Source organism: Nocardia bovistercoris, assembly GCF_015674855.1.
Classification (GTDB): domain Bacteria; phylum Actinomycetota; class Actinomycetes; order Mycobacteriales; family Mycobacteriaceae; genus Nocardia; species Nocardia bovistercoris.
This window is the reverse complement of record NZ_JADMLG010000003.1, coordinates 1-15,616: the sequence shown is the minus strand read 5'-3', so window position 1 is coordinate 15,616 and position 15,616 is coordinate 1. Positions and strand designations below refer to the sequence as shown.

General features: G+C 70.1%; 12 protein-coding genes and 1 pseudogene. 7 read left to right on the top strand and 6 right to left on the bottom strand.

What is annotated here, in order from left to right:
* The first annotated feature begins 43 nt into the window (after positions 1 to 43).
* The 3 genes from IT779_RS08110 to IT779_RS37555 are packed head-to-tail and all read left to right on the top strand — an operon-like array spanning position 44 to position 5,759.
* Positions 44 to 3,379 (top strand): UvrD-helicase domain-containing protein, encoded by a 3,336-nt coding sequence (locus tag IT779_RS08110; protein WP_232541565.1) that lies wholly within the window; start codon positions 44 to 46, stop codon positions 3,377 to 3,379.
* Positions 3,376 to 3,540: a hypothetical protein gene (locus tag IT779_RS08105; protein WP_196148601.1), complete on the top strand. Its 165-nt coding sequence runs from the start codon at positions 3,376 to 3,378 to the stop codon at positions 3,538 to 3,540. Before IT779_RS08110 ends, IT779_RS08105 begins: the two co-directional genes overlap by 4 nt.
* Positions 3,537 to 5,759: an AAA family ATPase gene (locus tag IT779_RS37555; RefSeq protein WP_332838713.1), complete on the top strand. Its 2,223-nt coding sequence runs from the start codon at positions 3,537 to 3,539 to the stop codon at positions 5,757 to 5,759. The genes IT779_RS08105 and IT779_RS37555 overlap by 4 nt, the downstream gene beginning before the upstream one ends.
* Positions 5,760 to 6,107: 348 nt before the next feature.
* Here the strand turns inward: IT779_RS37555 and IT779_RS08090 are convergent, their stop codons facing one another.
* Positions 6,108 to 6,986 carry an amidohydrolase family protein gene (locus IT779_RS08090; protein WP_332838712.1) on the bottom strand — a complete coding sequence of 293 codons (879 nt, stop codon included), beginning with the start codon at positions 6,984 to 6,986 and terminating at the stop codon, positions 6,108 to 6,110.
* Complete coding sequence (locus tag IT779_RS08085) at positions 6,983 to 8,017, bottom strand: nucleoside hydrolase (RefSeq protein WP_196149133.1); 1,035 nt, start codon at positions 8,015 to 8,017, stop codon at positions 6,983 to 6,985. Before IT779_RS08085 ends, IT779_RS08090 begins: the two co-directional genes overlap by 4 nt.
* 113 nt (positions 8,018 to 8,130) lie before the next feature.
* On the opposite strand from IT779_RS08085, the gene IT779_RS38450 reads away from it, so the two are divergent.
* Positions 8,131 to 8,703: a TetR family transcriptional regulator gene (locus tag IT779_RS38450; protein WP_196148600.1), complete on the top strand. Its 573-nt coding sequence runs from the start codon at positions 8,131 to 8,133 to the stop codon at positions 8,701 to 8,703.
* A 142-nt stretch (positions 8,704 to 8,845) separates the two neighbouring features.
* Here IT779_RS38450 and IT779_RS08075 read toward each other — a convergent pair whose 3' ends face one another.
* From IT779_RS08075 to IT779_RS08065, 3 genes are all read right to left on the bottom strand, one after another.
* Positions 8,846 to 10,186, bottom strand: a complete 1,341-nt coding sequence (locus tag IT779_RS08075; protein WP_196148599.1) for a CoA transferase — start codon at positions 10,184 to 10,186, stop codon at positions 8,846 to 8,848.
* Between the two features lie 118 nt (positions 10,187 to 10,304).
* A complete protein-coding gene (locus tag IT779_RS08070) occupies positions 10,305 to 10,688 on the bottom strand; it encodes a DUF2784 domain-containing protein (protein ID WP_196148598.1) in 384 nt (127 codons plus the stop codon).
* A 61-nt stretch (positions 10,689 to 10,749) separates the two neighbouring features.
* Entirely contained in the window at positions 10,750 to 12,180 is a 1,431-nt protein-coding gene (locus IT779_RS08065; RefSeq protein WP_196148597.1) for an SDR family NAD(P)-dependent oxidoreductase, read from the bottom strand.
* A 221-nt stretch (positions 12,181 to 12,401) separates the two neighbouring features.
* On the opposite strand from IT779_RS08065, the gene IT779_RS08060 reads away from it, so the two are divergent.
* The 3 genes from IT779_RS08060 to IT779_RS08050 all read left to right on the top strand — a co-directional run bounded on the left by IT779_RS08060 (position 12,402) and on the right by IT779_RS08050 (position 15,272).
* The gene (locus tag IT779_RS08060) at positions 12,402 to 13,547 is read left to right on the top strand and encodes an acyl-CoA dehydrogenase family protein (protein ID WP_196148596.1); all 1,146 of its coding nucleotides are present in this window, start codon (positions 12,402 to 12,404) and stop codon (positions 13,545 to 13,547) included.
* A complete protein-coding gene (locus IT779_RS08055; RefSeq protein ID WP_196148595.1) occupies positions 13,531 to 14,211 on the top strand; it encodes a TetR/AcrR family transcriptional regulator in 681 nt (226 codons plus the stop codon). Before IT779_RS08060 ends, IT779_RS08055 begins: the two co-directional genes overlap by 17 nt.
* Positions 14,212 to 14,531: 320 nt before the next feature.
* Positions 14,532 to 15,272 carry a hypothetical protein gene (locus tag IT779_RS08050; RefSeq protein WP_196148594.1) on the top strand — a complete coding sequence of 247 codons (741 nt, stop codon included), beginning with the start codon at positions 14,532 to 14,534 and terminating at the stop codon, positions 15,270 to 15,272.
* On the opposite strand, the pseudogene IT779_RS37545 reads toward IT779_RS08050, so the two are convergent.
* A pseudogene (locus tag IT779_RS37545) lies at positions 15,273 to 15,616 on the bottom strand (hypothetical protein); the annotation flags it as partial.

Genomic DNA, 15,616 nt, shown 5'->3' with positions numbered 1-15,616 from the left:
CCACCGCGAGGCGGGGACCGGTATACGGAAGTCGAGGTCCGGCATGATGATTCAGGACGCGGACCTGTCGGTTCCGGCACTCCGGTCGGCCGACCCCTTCGATCCGTTCGGGCCGCTGCCGCGCGGCACCACGGTGCTCGAGGCCAGCGCGGGCACCGGGAAGACGCACGCGATCGTCGGGCTCGCGGTCCGGTACGTGGCCGAGGCGGGCATCGACATCTCGCAGTTGCTGCTGGTGACCTTCAGCCGCGCCGCCACGCGGGAACTGCGCGAACGCGCCCGCGACCGCTTCGTGGCGGTGGCTGCGGCACTGGCCGAGCCCGATTCGGCGCGCCACCCCGACGAGTTGGTCCGCCACCTCGCGCGCGGCGACGCCGAACACGTGAGCCGCGCCCGCGCCAGGCTGCTCGCGGCGCTGTCGGATTTCGACGCGGGCACCATCGTCACCACGCACAGCTTCTGTCAGCGCATGCTCGACGAACTCGGGCTCGCCGGTGAACACGATCCCGGCGTGCGGCTGGTCGAATCCGTGGACGAACTCGTCCGCACCGTCGCCGACGACCTGTATCTGCACCGCTACGCCAAGTCCGGGCCGCCCTTCGACCTCAGAGCGGCTCACGCCCTCGCGCTGGCCGCCGTGGCCGACCCGCACGCGCGGCTCGTGCCAGCAGGTGATGGACCGGAGGGCGAGCGGGTCGCGTTCGCGGCGGCGGCGCGCGCGGAGACGTTGCGGCGCAAGCGGTTGGCGGGTCTGCGCGATTTCGACGACCTGCTGGTCCTGTTGCACGACGTGCTCGCGGATCCGGTGCACGGCGAAGCCGCCTGCGCGCGGATCAGGGACCGATACCGGGTCGCGCTGGTCGACGAGTTCCAGGACACCGACCCGCTGCAATGGGACATCCTGCGCCGCGCCTTCCACGGCCACACCACCACGGTGCTGGTCGGCGACCCGAAGCAGGCCGTCTACGCATTTCGCGGCGCCGAAGTACTCAGCTACCTCGATGCCGTCGCCCATTCCGACAGCCGCCGCGAGCTCACCGACAACTGGCGCAGCGACGCCGGACTGCTCGCCGCGCTCGACCATCTTCAGGGCGGCGCGGCGCTCGGCCACCCCGACATCGTGGTGCACCCGGTGACGGCGACCCGCCCGTGGAGCAGGCTGTCCGGTCCCGAGGAGCTGATCACGCCGCTGCGACTGCGATGCCTCGGTCGCACCGGCGCCGGGCCGCTCAACCGGTCCGGCTTTCCCACGGTGGGGCGCTTGCGGGCGAAAGTGGCCGAAGACCTCGCCGCCGATATCGCCGCGCTGCTCGAGTCCGGCGCCCGCATCGACTCCGCCGACGAGCCGCGTCCGATCGGGCCGGGGGATATCGCCGTGCTGGTCCGGCGGCGGTCCCAGATCGATGTGGTGCGTGCGGCATTGGACCGGGTCGGCGTGCCTTCGGTGCTCGCGGGCGGCACCAGCGTCTTCGAGACCGACAGCGCCACCGACTGGCTGTGGGTGTTGCGCGCGCTGGAACAGCCGCACCGCTCCGACCGGGTCCGGCTGGCCGCGAGCACGCCCGTACTCGGCGTCGGCGCGGCCGAACTCGACAGCGGCGGAGCGGATCTGGTCGGTCGGGTCAGCGCGCAGCTGCGCGAGGCGGCCCGCCTGTTCGCCCGCGCCGGATTCGCGGCCGTGTTCGAGAAGCTCAGCGCGGAAACCGATCTCGCGGGACGACTGCTCACCGTCGAGAACGGTGAACGGCAGCTCACCGACGTGCGCCATATCGCGCAACTGCTCGATCACGCCGCGCTGGTCGAGGGTTTCGGGCTCACCGCGCTCACCCGGTGGCTGGCGGACCGGATCCGCGAACCCGCCTCCGGCAGCGTCGCCGACCGCAGCCGACGCCTCGACCGCGACGCCGCGGCCGTCCAGATCGCGACCGTGCACGCCAGCAAGGGACTCGAATTCCCGGTCGTCTACCTGCCTTTCGCGTGGGACAACGCCAAACCCGAACCGAGCACGCTGCTGTTCCACGACGAGGACGGCGCGCGGGTGCTCGACGTGGGCGGCCAGGAGGCCAGGGGTTTCGCCGAACGCAGGACACGCGCCGAGGCCGAGGAGGCCGGTGAGGAACTGCGGCTGCTGTATGTCGCGTTGACCAGGGCGAAATGCCAGATCGTCGCCTGGTGGGCGCCCGCGTTCACCACCGCGACCGCGCCGCTGCACCGGCTTATCCTCGGTCGGAACGGCGGTGGGCCGCAGGTGCCCGCGCGCGCGTCGGTGCCCGCGGACGCCGTCGCGGTCGCGAACCTCACGGCGTGGGCGGCCGGGCATCCGCGCGCGATCTCGGTGACCGCGGTGCGAGACACCGAGACCGCCGCGATCCGCCGCCCGCGCGCCGAGAACGGTTCCGGCGCACCGGCCGCCGCCCGCTTCACCCGCGTCGTCGACCAATACTGGCGCCGCACTTCCTATTCGGCGCTGACCGCGGACGCGCACGAGTACGTCACCGACGCCGAACCCGAGGACCAGCGCGACCTCGGCGACGAGCCCTCCGACACACCCGCCTCGCCGGACGAACCGACCGAGGGCGCGCCCTCGCCGATGAACGGCCTGCCCTACGGAGCGGAATTCGGTACCCTCGTGCACGGCATCCTCGAACGGGTGGACCGCGAGTCCGCCGACCTCGCCGAAGAACTACGCGACCGCTGCGCCGAGGCGGTCGCGGAGGCTCTCGCAGACATCGACGTCGAGCATCTGGCGCGCGCGCTGCTCGCGGTGCTGTACACCCCGCTCGGCTTCGGCCGCCTCGCCGACATCCGGATGCGCGACCAGCTCAACGAATTGGAATTCGAACTGCCACTCGCGGGCGGTGACGCGCCGACCGAGGCATCGGCCACGCTGCGCGCCGTCGCCGAACTACTGCACACCCACCTCGACCCCGACGACCCTTTCCGCGACTACGCCGACCAGGTCGCCGCACTCGGTGAAACCCCGCTGCGCGGCTACCTCACCGGCAGCATCGACGCCGTGCTGCGGATCACCGACTCCGACACCGGCACACCATGTTTCGTGATCGTGGACTACAAGACCAACCGCCTCGGCGTCGGCGACCTGACCGTGGCCCACTACACCCCCGACCGCATGACCGCGGAGATGACCCGCTCGCACTACCCGCTCCAGGCGCTACTGTATTCCGTTGCCCTGCACCGCTACCTACGCTGGCGGATGCCCGACTACGATCCCCGCCTGCACCTCGGCGGCTGCGCATACCTGTTCGTGCGCGGCATGATCGGCGCGGAGACACCGCCCGGCTGCGGTGTGTTCCGTTGGCAGCCGCCGCATACGCTGATCACCGCGATCTCGGATCTGCTGGCTGGGGAGACTCGATGACCTCGGTCCGCTACGGTCCGTGCTTGCGCCTCGGTGGCTGCGCGTGCCTGTTCGTGCGCGGCATGATCGCCGCGGGCACGCCGTCGGTATGTGGTGTGTCGCGATGGCGGGCGCTGGACACGCTGATGGCTGCGGATCTACCCGAAGGGGCGGCACGGTGACTTCGATCCAACTGGCGCAGCGTGCCACCGGTGCGTTGCGGATATTCAACGAGGCGGGTGTGCTGTCCGCCGCCGACGTGCACGTCGCGTTGCGTCTGGGCCGACTCGGCGGGGAGGACAGCCAGGAGGTGCTGTTCGCGGCGGCGCTGGCGGTGCGCGCGGTGCGGTCGGGGTCGGTGTGTCTCGAGGTGGCTCGGCTGCGTGAGATCGGCGTGGACGCCGACGAAGGTCGCGAGGACGGGATCGGCGTCGACCCCGCGACCCTGCCGTGGCCCGATATCGACGCCGTCGTCGCGGCGCTGCGGGTGAGTCCGCTGGTGCGCGGCGGCAAGGCCGGTCCGCTGACGCCGCTGCGGCTGGTGGAGGCCGAGCCGGGGACCGACGGCGGACCGCTGCTGTACCTGGACCGGTATTTCCGGCAGGAACAGACGATTCGGCGGGTGCTCACCGAACGCGCGGCCCACCACCCGGTGGTCGTCCCCGCGGTGGTGCGCCGCGAACTCGACCGCCTCTTCGACACCGACGCGCACGGCGCCATGGCGGATCGCCAGCGGGTCGCCGCCGCACTGGCCGCCACCCACTGGACCACCGTGGTCGCGGGCGGACCCGGCACCGGGAAAACCCACACCATCGCCCGCATCCTGGCGCTGCTCGAAGCGCACCGCAAGGCCGACCCGAAGGCGCAAGCGCTGCGGATCGCGCTGGCCGCGCCGACCGGCAAGGCCGCGGCCCGACTCCAGGAGGCGGTCCGCGAACAGGCGGCAGCCCTCGGCCTCCCCGAACTGACCGCGGCCACCCTGCACCGTCTACTCGGCTGGCAGCGCGGCCGCGGCACCCGTTTCCGCTATCACGAGTTCAACCGCCTGCCCTACGACGTGATCGTGGTCGACGAAACCTCCATGGTGTCGCTGACCATGATGAGCAGCCTCCTGGAAGCCCTCCGTCCCGACACCCGCCTGGTACTCGCAGGCGACCCGGACCAACTGGCCTCGGTGGACGCGGGCGCGGTCCTCGCCGACCTGGTCGCTGGCCCGGTAGCGGGCGCGCCGAACCCAGCTCTGTACGAAATCCTCGGCAGTGCAACACTTTCCGTCGCGACGCCGATAGCGGGCGCGACTCCGACGGCAGGCCCGACGTCGATACCAGGTGCACCGCCGTCTGACGGCGTGGCTCGGTCTGACGGCGTGGCTCGGTCCGACGATGTGGCTCGGTCCGACGATGTGGCTCGGTCCGACGATGTGGCTTCGTCTGACGGCGTGGCTTCGTCTGACGGCGTGGCTTCGTCTGACGGTGCGGCTGTGCCCGGCGGTGCGACTTCGCCGGGAAGTGCGGTTCCGATCGTGGGCACGACCTCGACCGGCGGCACGACACCGGTTGCGGGCTCACCTCCGATCGATGGCTCGACACAGTCGGAAGTCGTCGGTGTCGAGGAGTTCTCGGAGCTGGAACGCGCGAGGATGCGCGGCGGTATCGTGCGGCTGACCCGCGGTCGCCGCTTCGGCGGCAAAATCGCCGAACTCGCGGTCGCGGTGCGCGCGGGCGATGCCGACACCGCCGTCGCACTGCTGCGCGAAGGCGGGACCGAACTGTCGTTGTTCCCGCCGGACCGGACCGCCGCGGTGCGTGCGGACGTCGTCGCGGCGGCGCTCGCGGTCACCGCCGCCGCGCTCGACGGCGACGCCGCGGGCGCGCTCACCGCCCTCGAATCGCACCGTCTGCTGTGCGCGCACCGGCAGGGCCCCTTCGGCGTGGAACGCTGGGACCGCATGGCCGCCGAATGGGCCGCCGCTGGTGGCGCGGGCCCCGAATCACCGCACGCGCCATGGTATCCGGGCCAGCCGCTGCTGGTGACCGCCAACGACCACGAGGCCCGCATCTACAACGGTGACACCGGTGTGATCGTGCGCCGCCCCGACGGCTCACTGCGCGCGGCCCTGCAACGCGGCAGCGCACCCTACCTGGTGCATCCCACCCAGTTCCCGGCCGTGGCGACGGTTTTCGCGATGACCATCCACCGCAGTCAGGGCAGCCAGTACGACACCGTGTCGGTGGTGCTGCCCGAACCCGAATCGACCCTGCTCACCCGAGAACTGCTCTACACCGCGATCACCAGGGCCCGGCGCAACGTGCGGATCATCGGCGGCGAGGACGCCATTCGCGCCGCCATCGCCCGCCGGGTGCTCCGCGCGAGCGGGTTGTCTCGCCGTGCGCAGGGCTGAATCCAGAACTCGATACCGGACATTCGCGGTCCCATCGGCCCCGGTGCAGCGTGCCTACGGGCGGTCTCGCCGTGCGTGGACGCTGAAACCAGGTATTGCTACCGAGCTTCGCGCGGTCGTCGGTTGTCGGGCAGCTGCGTCCCGGCGGGCCGCTTCGCCGCGTGCAGGGCTGAATCCAGAATTCGATACCGAGCGTTCGCGCCGTCATCGGCAGCCGGATGCTGCGTCCCGGCGGGCTGTGTCGCCGCGCGTGGGAGTTGAAACCAAGTGTCGATACCAAATATTCGCGCTGTCGTCGGTTGTCGGGTGGCGCCAAGCGAGTTGTCCCGCCGCGCACAGACGCTGAAACTAGGTGTCGATAGCGAACATTCGCGCGGCATTGCCGTAGCAGACGCCGCGCAGCCATTCCGTGCCCAGCTCGAGCCGTTCCAGTGCGAACAGTGAATGTCCGTACGGGTAGGGGATGTTCGGGAAGTCGCTGCCGAACAGGATGCGGTCGCCGAGGTCGAGCAGGCGTGGTCGTTCGTTCGGGGGGTAAGGCGCGTCGGCTTCGGTGAAATCGGTCCACACCATGGTGGTGTCGAGGTGTACGCCGTCGTATTCCGTCGCGAGATCGAGGAATTCGGAGTATTCGGGGGTGCCCATGTGCGCGATGATCAGCCGCAGGCGCGGATGGCGGCGCAGCAGTTCGGTGATCGGCTCGGGACCGGTGTGGTTGCCCGGTATCGGACCTGAACCGCAGTGCACGAGGGCGGGCACGCCGCTGTCCTCGAGTAGCCCCCACACCGGGCGCAGGTGCGGGGCGCGCGGGTCGAAATCACCGACTTGGATGTGCACCTTGAAGATTCGCGCGCCCGCCGCGATCGCCTCGGCCACGTAGGTCTCGGCGCCCGGTTCGGGATAGAAGGTTGCGGTGTGCAGGCAGTCGGGGGTGTTCGCGGCGAATTCGGCGGTCCACGTGTTGAGCCAGGCCGCCATCTCGGGCTTGTGCGGGTACACCAACGAGGTGAAAGCGCGAACGCCGAAGTCGCGCAGGATCTTCAACCGCACCGGTTCGTCCTCGCGATAGGTGATCGGCCACGGCCGACCGGCCATCTCACCGGCCGCGTCGAAGTACGCCCACACCTTGCGTAACACGCTGTGCGGCATGAAATGGGTGTGCATGTCGATGATGCCCGGTAGGTCCAGACGCTCGCACAGCCGCGCGATGTAGTCGGCGTCGTTCACGAGATCTCCTGTGGCACCAGCGGATGCACCGCACGCGCGAAGTCGCCGACGCGTGCGATCAGCCGGTCGAAGAAGGCGGCGGGATCGGTGGCGACCACGATGTCGGCATTGGGTTCGCGCCCCCACATCCCCGACCAGTCCGCGACCGTGGTCGCCCTGGTGATGGTCCCGGCCAACTCCACGTCCACCGTCGCGGGCCGCAGGATCGCCAGACTCGGGTCGAGCGCGACGGCGGCGGCGAACGGGTCGTGCATGTGCGCGAGATAGCCCTGATCGTAGCGGCGATGGAATTCGAAGTAGAACCGCACCGCGTCCTCGACGTGGCGCACCACCGGGTTGGGCGCTGACGAGCGGGTGCCTTCGGGGTCGGATTCGCGCGCCGGATCGCGTGGCGGGCATCCGGCGCGTTCGGCGAGCCTGCGCAGATGCTCGGGGTGCATCTCGATGGTTTCGGTGATGTCGAGGGCGCAGACGATGGGACGGCGATCGGCGGGCGCCGCGGCGAAGGCGTCGAAGACCTCCTTGGCGGCTTCGGGGTCGACGTGGATGTTCCACTCGTTGGTCGGCGTGGTGTTGCCGGGGTGGTTGAACGCCCCGCCCATGATCACCAGCCGCCGCAGCAGTCGCGGCAGTTCGGGTTCAAGGCGCAGCGCCAGCGCCAGGTTGGTCAGCGGCCCGGTGCACAGCCCGACGACCTCGCCGGGGCGTTCCCGCACGGTCTCCACCCACATCCGCGCCGCCGAGCGCCGCGACAGGTGCCGGGTTGGCGCGGGGAGTTCGGCGTAGCCGATGCCCTGCGGACCGTGGGTGTCCTCGGTGGTGCGCAGCGGCACCGCGAGCGGTTCGGCGGCGCCGAGCGCGACCTCGATCGCGGGCGCGCGGCACACGTCGAGCCAGGCCAGGTTGTTCACCGCGACCTGCGCGGCGGCGACATTGCCCGCGGTCGCGGCGATTCCGACGATCTCGGCCTCGGGGGAGGCGAGCAGGTAGAGCAGGGCCAGTGAATCGTCGATGCCGGTATCGACGTCCATGATGATCGGCTGCGGCACGCTACGAGCCTAGCGACCACGTGGCATACCACGATCGCCGGTGCTGGTACAGATGTCTGGCACGTATGTCTCAGACACTGTTGTAGGCTGGCCGGATGGGAAACCGGGAAGACCTGCTGGCGGGTGCGCGCAAGGTCATCATGGAGCGCGGGGTCGCCAAGGCCACCGCCCGCGATATCGCCGCCGCGGCCGGGGTGAGCCTGGCCGCCATCGGTTACCACTTCGGCTCCAAGGAACGCCTCGTCGCCGAGGCGCTCACCGAAGCGCTCGGCACCGGCATCGGCGACGGAATGGACGCGCTGGTGCGCGGCACCGACGGCATGCCGCTGGCGCAGGCATTCGCCACGATGATCGACGGACTGCCCGCCCTGTTCGCCGCCAACCGCGAGAGCATGCTCGCCAGCGTGGAGAACATGCTGCGCGCCGCACGCGCCGACCAGCCCGTCACCTACCTCGCCGACGGACTCGCCGGCGCCTACGCCGATCTGGCGACCGCACTGCGCGATACCCACCCCGTCCTCACCGCCGACGCGGCCCTGGCCATAGCCGAACTGTATTTCGGCTTGACCCAAGGACTTTCGGTGCTGTGGCTGATCGCCCCGGACACCGGCGTCCCGGACGGACAGCGCTTTGCAGCAGCTTGCCTCGCCGTGGCAGGCGCGGGCTGATCGTGACCGGCGCCGACTGATGTGCCGGACGTGTACCGACCGTGGCGGACGCGGACCGACCGTGGCGGGTGCGGGCTGATCGTGACCGGCGCCGACTGATTGCGCCGGACATGTACCGACCGGAGCGAACGCGGCCCGACCGTCAGCGCGTGCGCACCGGCCACGCCGGATAGTTACTGCCGTAACCGGGCGCGGGCCACGCGTAGTCCGGGTATTCGGCCAGCGCTGGCGCGGCCGTCACCAGGGACCCGTGTGCCACGGCGGCATCGGGATGCGGCGGCGTCGCCTGCGGGTGCCCGACCGTGCGTCCGGGCGCGGCCAGCAGCCAGGACGCGGTGCGCGCCAACGACACTCGCACATCGCGGCCGACGCCGTCGTAGGTGCGCGCCGCCAGCGCGTCGATGACACCCGCGGCCAGCAGGTACCCCGAGGCGTGGTCGAGCGCCTGCGCGGGCAGCGCCCCGGGCACCGACGGCGCGCCCTCGACGATCGAGATGCCGGTCGCGGCCTGGACGATGCTGTCGAAGCCGCGGCGCGCGCCCCACGGCCCGCTCTCGCCCCACGCGCTCACCCGCCCGTGCACCAGACCGGGACGGCGCGCGACGTCGAGTCCGGCGTATTCCAAGCAACCGGGCCGATAGCCGGTGACGAGGACGTCCGCCGAGGTCAGCAGTTCGTCGAAGGCGGGTTCCCGCAGATCGACCCGCGTGGAGAACTTGCCCTGGCAGGTGTCGAGATACTGCCAGGAGATCTCGGGCAGGAACGGCGGATCCACCCGGAGCACCTCCGCACCGAGCAGCGCGAGCGTGCGGGTCGCCACCGGACCTGCGATCACCCGCGTCAGATCGAGCACCCGTACGCCGCGTAACGGCTGGAACGGCGTGGCGTCGGAGCGGAACTGGCTGCTCGCGCGATCCGCACGCGCCTCGACCGCGACGAGCGGACCCGACGCCGCGGCCACCGCCTCCGGAGTTCCGAGCCATTCCTCCTCGCTGCGCACCCGCACCGCGATCGCGCCGTAGGCCGCAGCGGCTTCTTCCACGTCACAGGCCCGGCTCATCGCCAACTGCGCGACCGCCAGATCCATGGGCGCGTTCTCCGACAGTCCGAGGCAGGCCAGCAATCGCGCGCGGTGGTGCGGATAGTTGGCGTGGGTGCGCACCCAGCCGTCGAAGGTCGGGAAGAAGCCCGACAGATCCGCGAAGATGGCGGGCGGGCGACCCTCGGACCGGAGTAGTCGCTCGCTGGAGAACGACGCGGCGATCCGCTGCGGATCGATGCGATGCGTCACCGGCGCCAGTCCGTGCGCGTCGCGCATCCGGTTGGCCGCCGCCGCCAACGCCGCGATCGATCCGGCCGCCAACGCCCAGACAGGCAGTGTGGCAGCGAGATTCCCGCCGGGGTCGGGGACGCGATCGATGGCCGAGAGCGGAGCTCCGATGCCGAATTCGTAATCGTGGACCAGCCGTGCGTGATCGTTCACCCGAACGACAGTAATAGTTCCGTGCGAGGCATGTTGTACCGAAGTCACAGGGCGCTGGCCGGCAACCCCGGTGCAATGTGCTCGGCTCCTGCGGGGCGCGCCGCACCGGCGCAACCGCTCACGAGGCCGCCGGACTCCGGTCGCGTCCGGCGCGACGGCGCAGCAGCGCGAACCCGACCCATGACGCCACCACGCACACCGCGACCAGCGCCCGGACCAGCCCGAGCGCGCTCTCCGGATAGATCACCCCGGTCAGATAGTGGTCGATGAATCCGCTCGACGGCAGCCCGGCCTCGCCGGCGCGGCGCCGCGCCCAGTCCTCGAGGTGGGTCAGCGGGCAGTCGTAGCCGGCGACGATGGTGCCGAATCCCCATCCGACGGCGACCAGATGCGCCCAGATGGTGCGCGGCCACCGCCAGGCGAGAAAACCGCCGACCACCACGTAGGCGATGAAGGCGAAGTGCGCGGCGGCCGTGAGGTCGGCCGCGAGCCGGAACAGCACACATCCAGCATAGGCATTATCCGGCTTGACCGCGGCCGCCGGAATCGGCTGTGCTCGGCGCTCACCACGGCGACGGGCGATAGTCCTTGAGGAAGCAGCCGTAGACGTCGTCGCCCCGCTCGCCGCGCACGATCGGGTCGTAGACGCGAGCCGCGCCGTCGACCAGGTCCAGCGGGGCGTGGAAACCCTCGTCCGCCAGGCGCATCTTCGTGTAGTGCGGGCGTTCGTCGGTGATCCAGCCGGTGTCGACGGCGGTCATCAGGATCGAGTCCTGTTCGAACATCTCACCGGCGCTGGTGCGGGTCAACATGTTCAGCGCGGCCTTGGCCATATTGGTGTGCGGATGCCCCGGACCTTTGTAGGCGCGGGAGAACTGACCTTCCATGGCCGAGACGTTCACGATGTACTTGCGCCGCGCGGACGCCGCGGCCATGGCGGGGCGCAGCCGCGAGATCAGGATGAACGGGGCCACCGAATTGCACAGCTGCACTTCGAGCAGTTCGGTCGGATCCACCTCGGCGACGGTCTGCACCCAGCTGTTGGTGTGCGCGAGATCGGGGACGAGGCCGCCCGCATCGATCGCGATGCCGCGCGAGATGCGTTCGGGCGTAGCCGATCCCGCGACCAACGCGAGTTCGGCGACCTCGGCCGCGGTCAGTGTCGGCGCCAGCGACGCGGTGAGCGCGGTGGGATGGGCCTGCATGGTCTTGCCGAAGGTCACCACATCCGGCAGGGCGCCCGCGGGCAGCGGCGCGGATTCGGCGTCGACGAGCGCGCTGTAGGCGCCGGGGGAGCGGCGCACGGTCTGGGCGGCGTTGTTGACGAGGATGTCGAGCGGGCCGCGCGCGGCCACGTCGTCGGCGAGGGCGACCACCTGGGCCGGATCGCGCAGGTCGATGCCGACCACGCGCAGCCGGTGCAGCCAGTCGGCGCTGTCGTCCATGGCGGCGAAGCGGCGGATGGCGTCGTTGGGGAACCGGGTGGTGATGGTGGTGTGCGCGCCGTCGCGCAGCAGCCGCAGCGCGATGTACATGCCGATCTTGGCGCGGCCGCCGGTGAGCAGCGCCCGGCGGCCGCGCAGGTCGGCGCGGGCGTCGCGGCGGGCGTGGCTGTCGGCGGCGCAGTCGGGGCACAGTTGGTGGTAGAACGCGTCCACCCTGGTGTAGCGCTGTTTGCAGATGTAGCACGGGCGTGGGCGCAGCAGCGTGCCCGCGCTGGCGCCTTCGGTCGCGGAACTGATCGGGATGCCCGCGGTCTCGTCGTCGATGCGGTTCGGCGAGCCGGTGGCCGTGGCCGCCACCACCGCGCGGTCGGCATCGGACACCGCGGCCCTCGCCTCGCGCCGCTTGCGCTGCTTGAGCTTCTTGAACATGTGGCCGACGGCCCGCTGCACCGCGATCGAATCCGGGTGGTCCTTGTCCAAGCCGCCCGCCCGGTCCAGTACCCGAAGGCATACGGCCAGGTCATCGGGGTCGATGGCTGGGTCGGTCATGGTCGGCGACGGAATGTGAGCGGCCATCGGAATGCGGGGCGATCCTTCGTGAACGGGGGCGGGTGTGCCAGGCCATTGTCGCATTCGGTCGACGCGTCCCGGCTCGAGGGCTCGTCGGGCCGACGGTTCTGTTGACAGCTCGCCAATAGTGCGGGAATCTGATGGCGCGGGCCGGTCGGGCCGCGCGCGGACGAAACCAGGTAGTGAGACGAGGATCGGCGATGGCACGTGCGGCGTGGAGTGACGACGAGGTGGAGGCGGTGCGCGAACTCGCGCGCGGCTTCTTCGTGAAGGAGGTCGTCCCGCACGAAGAGAAGTACGTGAAACAGGGCCACCCGGATCGCCACCTCTACAACCGGGCGGGCGAACTGGGCCTGCTGTGCCCGTCGGCGCCCGCCGAATACGGCGGTGGCGGCGGCCACTTCGCCCACGAGGCCGCGATCATCGAGGAGCAGGCGCGGGCGGGCGACGGCTCGATGGGCCTGCCCGTGCACAGCACGATCGTCGCGCCCTACCTGCAGCACTTCGGCTCCGACGACCTCAAACGGCGGGTGCTGCCCAAGGCGGCGAGCGGCGAGATCGTGCTCTCCATCGGAATGACGGAACCCGGCACCGGATCCGACCTGCAGAACATCAAGACCAGGGCGGTGCGCGAGGGTGACGAATACGTCATCACCGGGTCGAAGATCTTCATCACCAACGGCTGGCTGTGCGACGGCATCATCATCGCCGCCAAGACCGATCCAAGCAAAGGCGCCGCGGGCGTCTCGCTCATCTTCGCCGAGGTCTCCGACGACACCCCCGGCTTCAAACGTGGCCGCATCCTCGACAAGATCGGCGGCAAGGCCCAGGACACCGCCGAACTGTTCTTCGACGGACTGCGGGTGCCCGCGGGCAATCTGCTCGGCGAGGCCGAGGGCCAGGGCTTCTACCAGATGATGCAGATGCTGGCGCAGGAGCGACTGGTCACCGCCATCATCGCGGTCGCCATGATGGAGAAGGCGGTCGCGCTGACCGTCGAGTACACCAAGGGCCGCGAGGCGTTCGGCAAACCGCTGTACGCGATGCAGAACACCAAATTCGAATTGGCCGAATGCGCGACCATCGCGAAGGTGAGCCGGACCTTCCTCGACGACTGTATCGGCAAGCATGTGCGCGGCGAACTGGACATCCCCACCGCCGCCATGTCCAAGTACTGGCTCACCGACCAGCTCGGTATCGTTGTCGATCGCTGCCTGCAACTGTTCGGCGGCTACGGCTATATGACGGAGTATCCGATTTCCCAGCTCTACACCGGCGCCCGCGTGCTGCGCATCCTCGCGGGCAGCAACGAGGTGATGAAGGATCTCATTGCCCGGTCTCTCTGAACCCGAGTCCGGCTCGTCCGAATACGCCGCGTCGGCGGCCGATGCCGCCGCCGACGATTCACCGCGGCGGCGCAGGCTGGAACCCGACGAGCGGCGCGCCCAGATCCTGGCCTGCGCCATCGACATGTTCGGCGAGCGGCCCTACGCGGCCGTCTCGACCGCCGAACTCGCGCAGCGCGCCGGGGTGGCGCGCGGGCTGATCAACCACTACTTCGGCAACAAGCGCGACCTCTACCTCGCGGTCGTGCGCCGCATGGTGACCCTGCCGCGCATCGACGACATGGTGGTTCCCGAGGGCGACCACCGCGCGCGGGTACACGCCAGCGTGGACTGGTTGCTCGACACGATCGTCGAACACGGCAACACCTGGGTGAAGGTGACCAGCCTCGAGGGCGTCGGCGACGATCCAGAAGTGCAGCAGATTCTCGACCAGGCCGACGACGCGGCCGCCGAACGCATGTTGCTGATGGTCGGCATGGCCGATTCCACGCACGGTGTGCAATTGCGCGCACTGGTGCGCGCGTACGGCGGATTGGTGAAGGTCGCGGGCCGGGAATGGATCGTGCGCGGTACATTGCGCCGCGAACAGGTCCACACGCTGCTGGTCGACATGCTGACCACGCTGGTCACCGAGACGATGCCCAAGATCGACCTCGGACGATGAAGCGCGGTTCGGCATCGAATGCATCGACGCGTCCGATGCCGAACCACGGGAGCTGCGGCGATGCGGTTCTCCCGAGGCGGATCCGCCGCTCCCGCCCGCCGGGAAATCGCGCTGGAAGAATTGTTTGCCGGTTCGTTACGGCACCGCGAATTCATGCGCTGACGGTGGGAATCGAATGGCAAGTCCGGGAGCAGGTGGGTGACCGATCGAACATTCCAGCCATATGTTTGCTTTCTGCCCCTATTCTGTGTCGTTATCGGGGGCGGATTCGGGCAGTACGAGGTTCCTGCGCGAATGGTGTTACGCGAGAGGGACTGTGAATGGCACGTATGCAACAGTGGGAGGAACGCGAGCGCTGGCAGGAGCCGGAGGAGGAGCGCTGGCCGGAAGCTCGCGGTGAACAGCGCTGGCCGCAGCGCGCCGACGATCGCGACGGCGGTGACGACCTGCTCCCGATCGTGAACCCCTACGCGGTGGTCGCCCTCGTCGCGGCGCTGCTGCTGCTGTTCCCGGTCGCGCTGGTCTTCGGACTCATCTCCTTCGGCTACCCGCGCGGGCGCGCCATCGCGACCTTCGCCCTGCTGCTCGGCGCCGCCGAAGCCACCGCCGTCGTGGCCTTCTTCGTCCTCGACCCCGGCTCGCTCACCGACAACTTCTCGCGCGCCGAGACCTCCGTCGCGGCCCAGACCGTGGCGCCCACCCCGATACCGACCATCGCGACCATCCCGCCAACCACCGCGGCGCCGACCGTCTCGGCGAGCCCGACCACGGCCGCCGCGACCACCCTGCTCACCGCGCGCAAGGGCGCCTCGTGCACCGAGGCGCAGCTCGGCGCGATCGGCCAGGGCTCCGACGGCGGCACCCTGCTGTGCCTGGGGATCAACGGCGCGAGCGGCGGCTACCTGTGGTCGGGTCCGTACAACGTCGGCACCGGCGAGTACGAGAGCGGCGCGAAATGCGACCCGACCATCTCCAAGTCCGGCCGCACCGCCGACGGGCGCGCCCTGGTGTGCGAGGGCAGCGGACGCACCGGCGCCTGGGTGCGCTGGACGACCGAGTAGTCACTCACCCTTCTTGGCTCGGCTCGGCTGCACGCGCGGCGGTTCGTTGGGCATCTTCGGATATTGCGGCGGCCATGGCGCGTCCATCAGTCCCGAGGCCATGTCGCGTTCCGACATCGCGAGCAGCGGCTCGATCGACTGCGGCGCGCGATCGGCCCACGGATCGCCGCGCTCGGCCAGCAGCGCGGGCACGGTCGCGATGGTCAGCTCGTCGGGGCCTGACTTCGGACAGATGTTGATCTTGGGAGTGTTCGCGGCCGGGTGATCAGCGGGTTCGCTGTCGCCGGGGGCCTGAGTTTGCGCACTAACTCGATCTTCGTAGGGTGGGCCGGGTGGCCTACGTG

Bases quoted from the DNA above. Each gene is read 5' to 3' on its own strand.
- IT779_RS08110 (WP_232541565.1), top strand. From the start codon at position 44: ATGATGATTCAGGACGCGGACCTGTCGGTTCCGGCACTCCGGTCGGCC.
- IT779_RS08105 (WP_196148601.1), top strand. From the start codon at position 3,376: ATGACCTCGGTCCGCTACGGTCCGTGCTTGCGCCTCGGTGGCTGCGCG.
- IT779_RS08085 (WP_196149133.1), bottom strand. From the start codon at position 8,017: ATGGACGTCGATACCGGCATCGACGATTCACTGGCCCTGCTCTACCTG.
- IT779_RS38450 (WP_196148600.1), top strand. From the start codon at position 8,131: ATGGGAAACCGGGAAGACCTGCTGGCGGGTGCGCGCAAGGTCATCATG.
- IT779_RS08065 (WP_196148597.1), bottom strand. From the start codon at position 12,180: ATGACCGACCCAGCCATCGACCCCGATGACCTGGCCGTATGCCTTCGG.
- IT779_RS08060 (WP_196148596.1), top strand. From the start codon at position 12,402: ATGGCACGTGCGGCGTGGAGTGACGACGAGGTGGAGGCGGTGCGCGAA.
- IT779_RS08050 (WP_196148594.1), top strand. From the start codon at position 14,532: ATGGCACGTATGCAACAGTGGGAGGAACGCGAGCGCTGGCAGGAGCCG.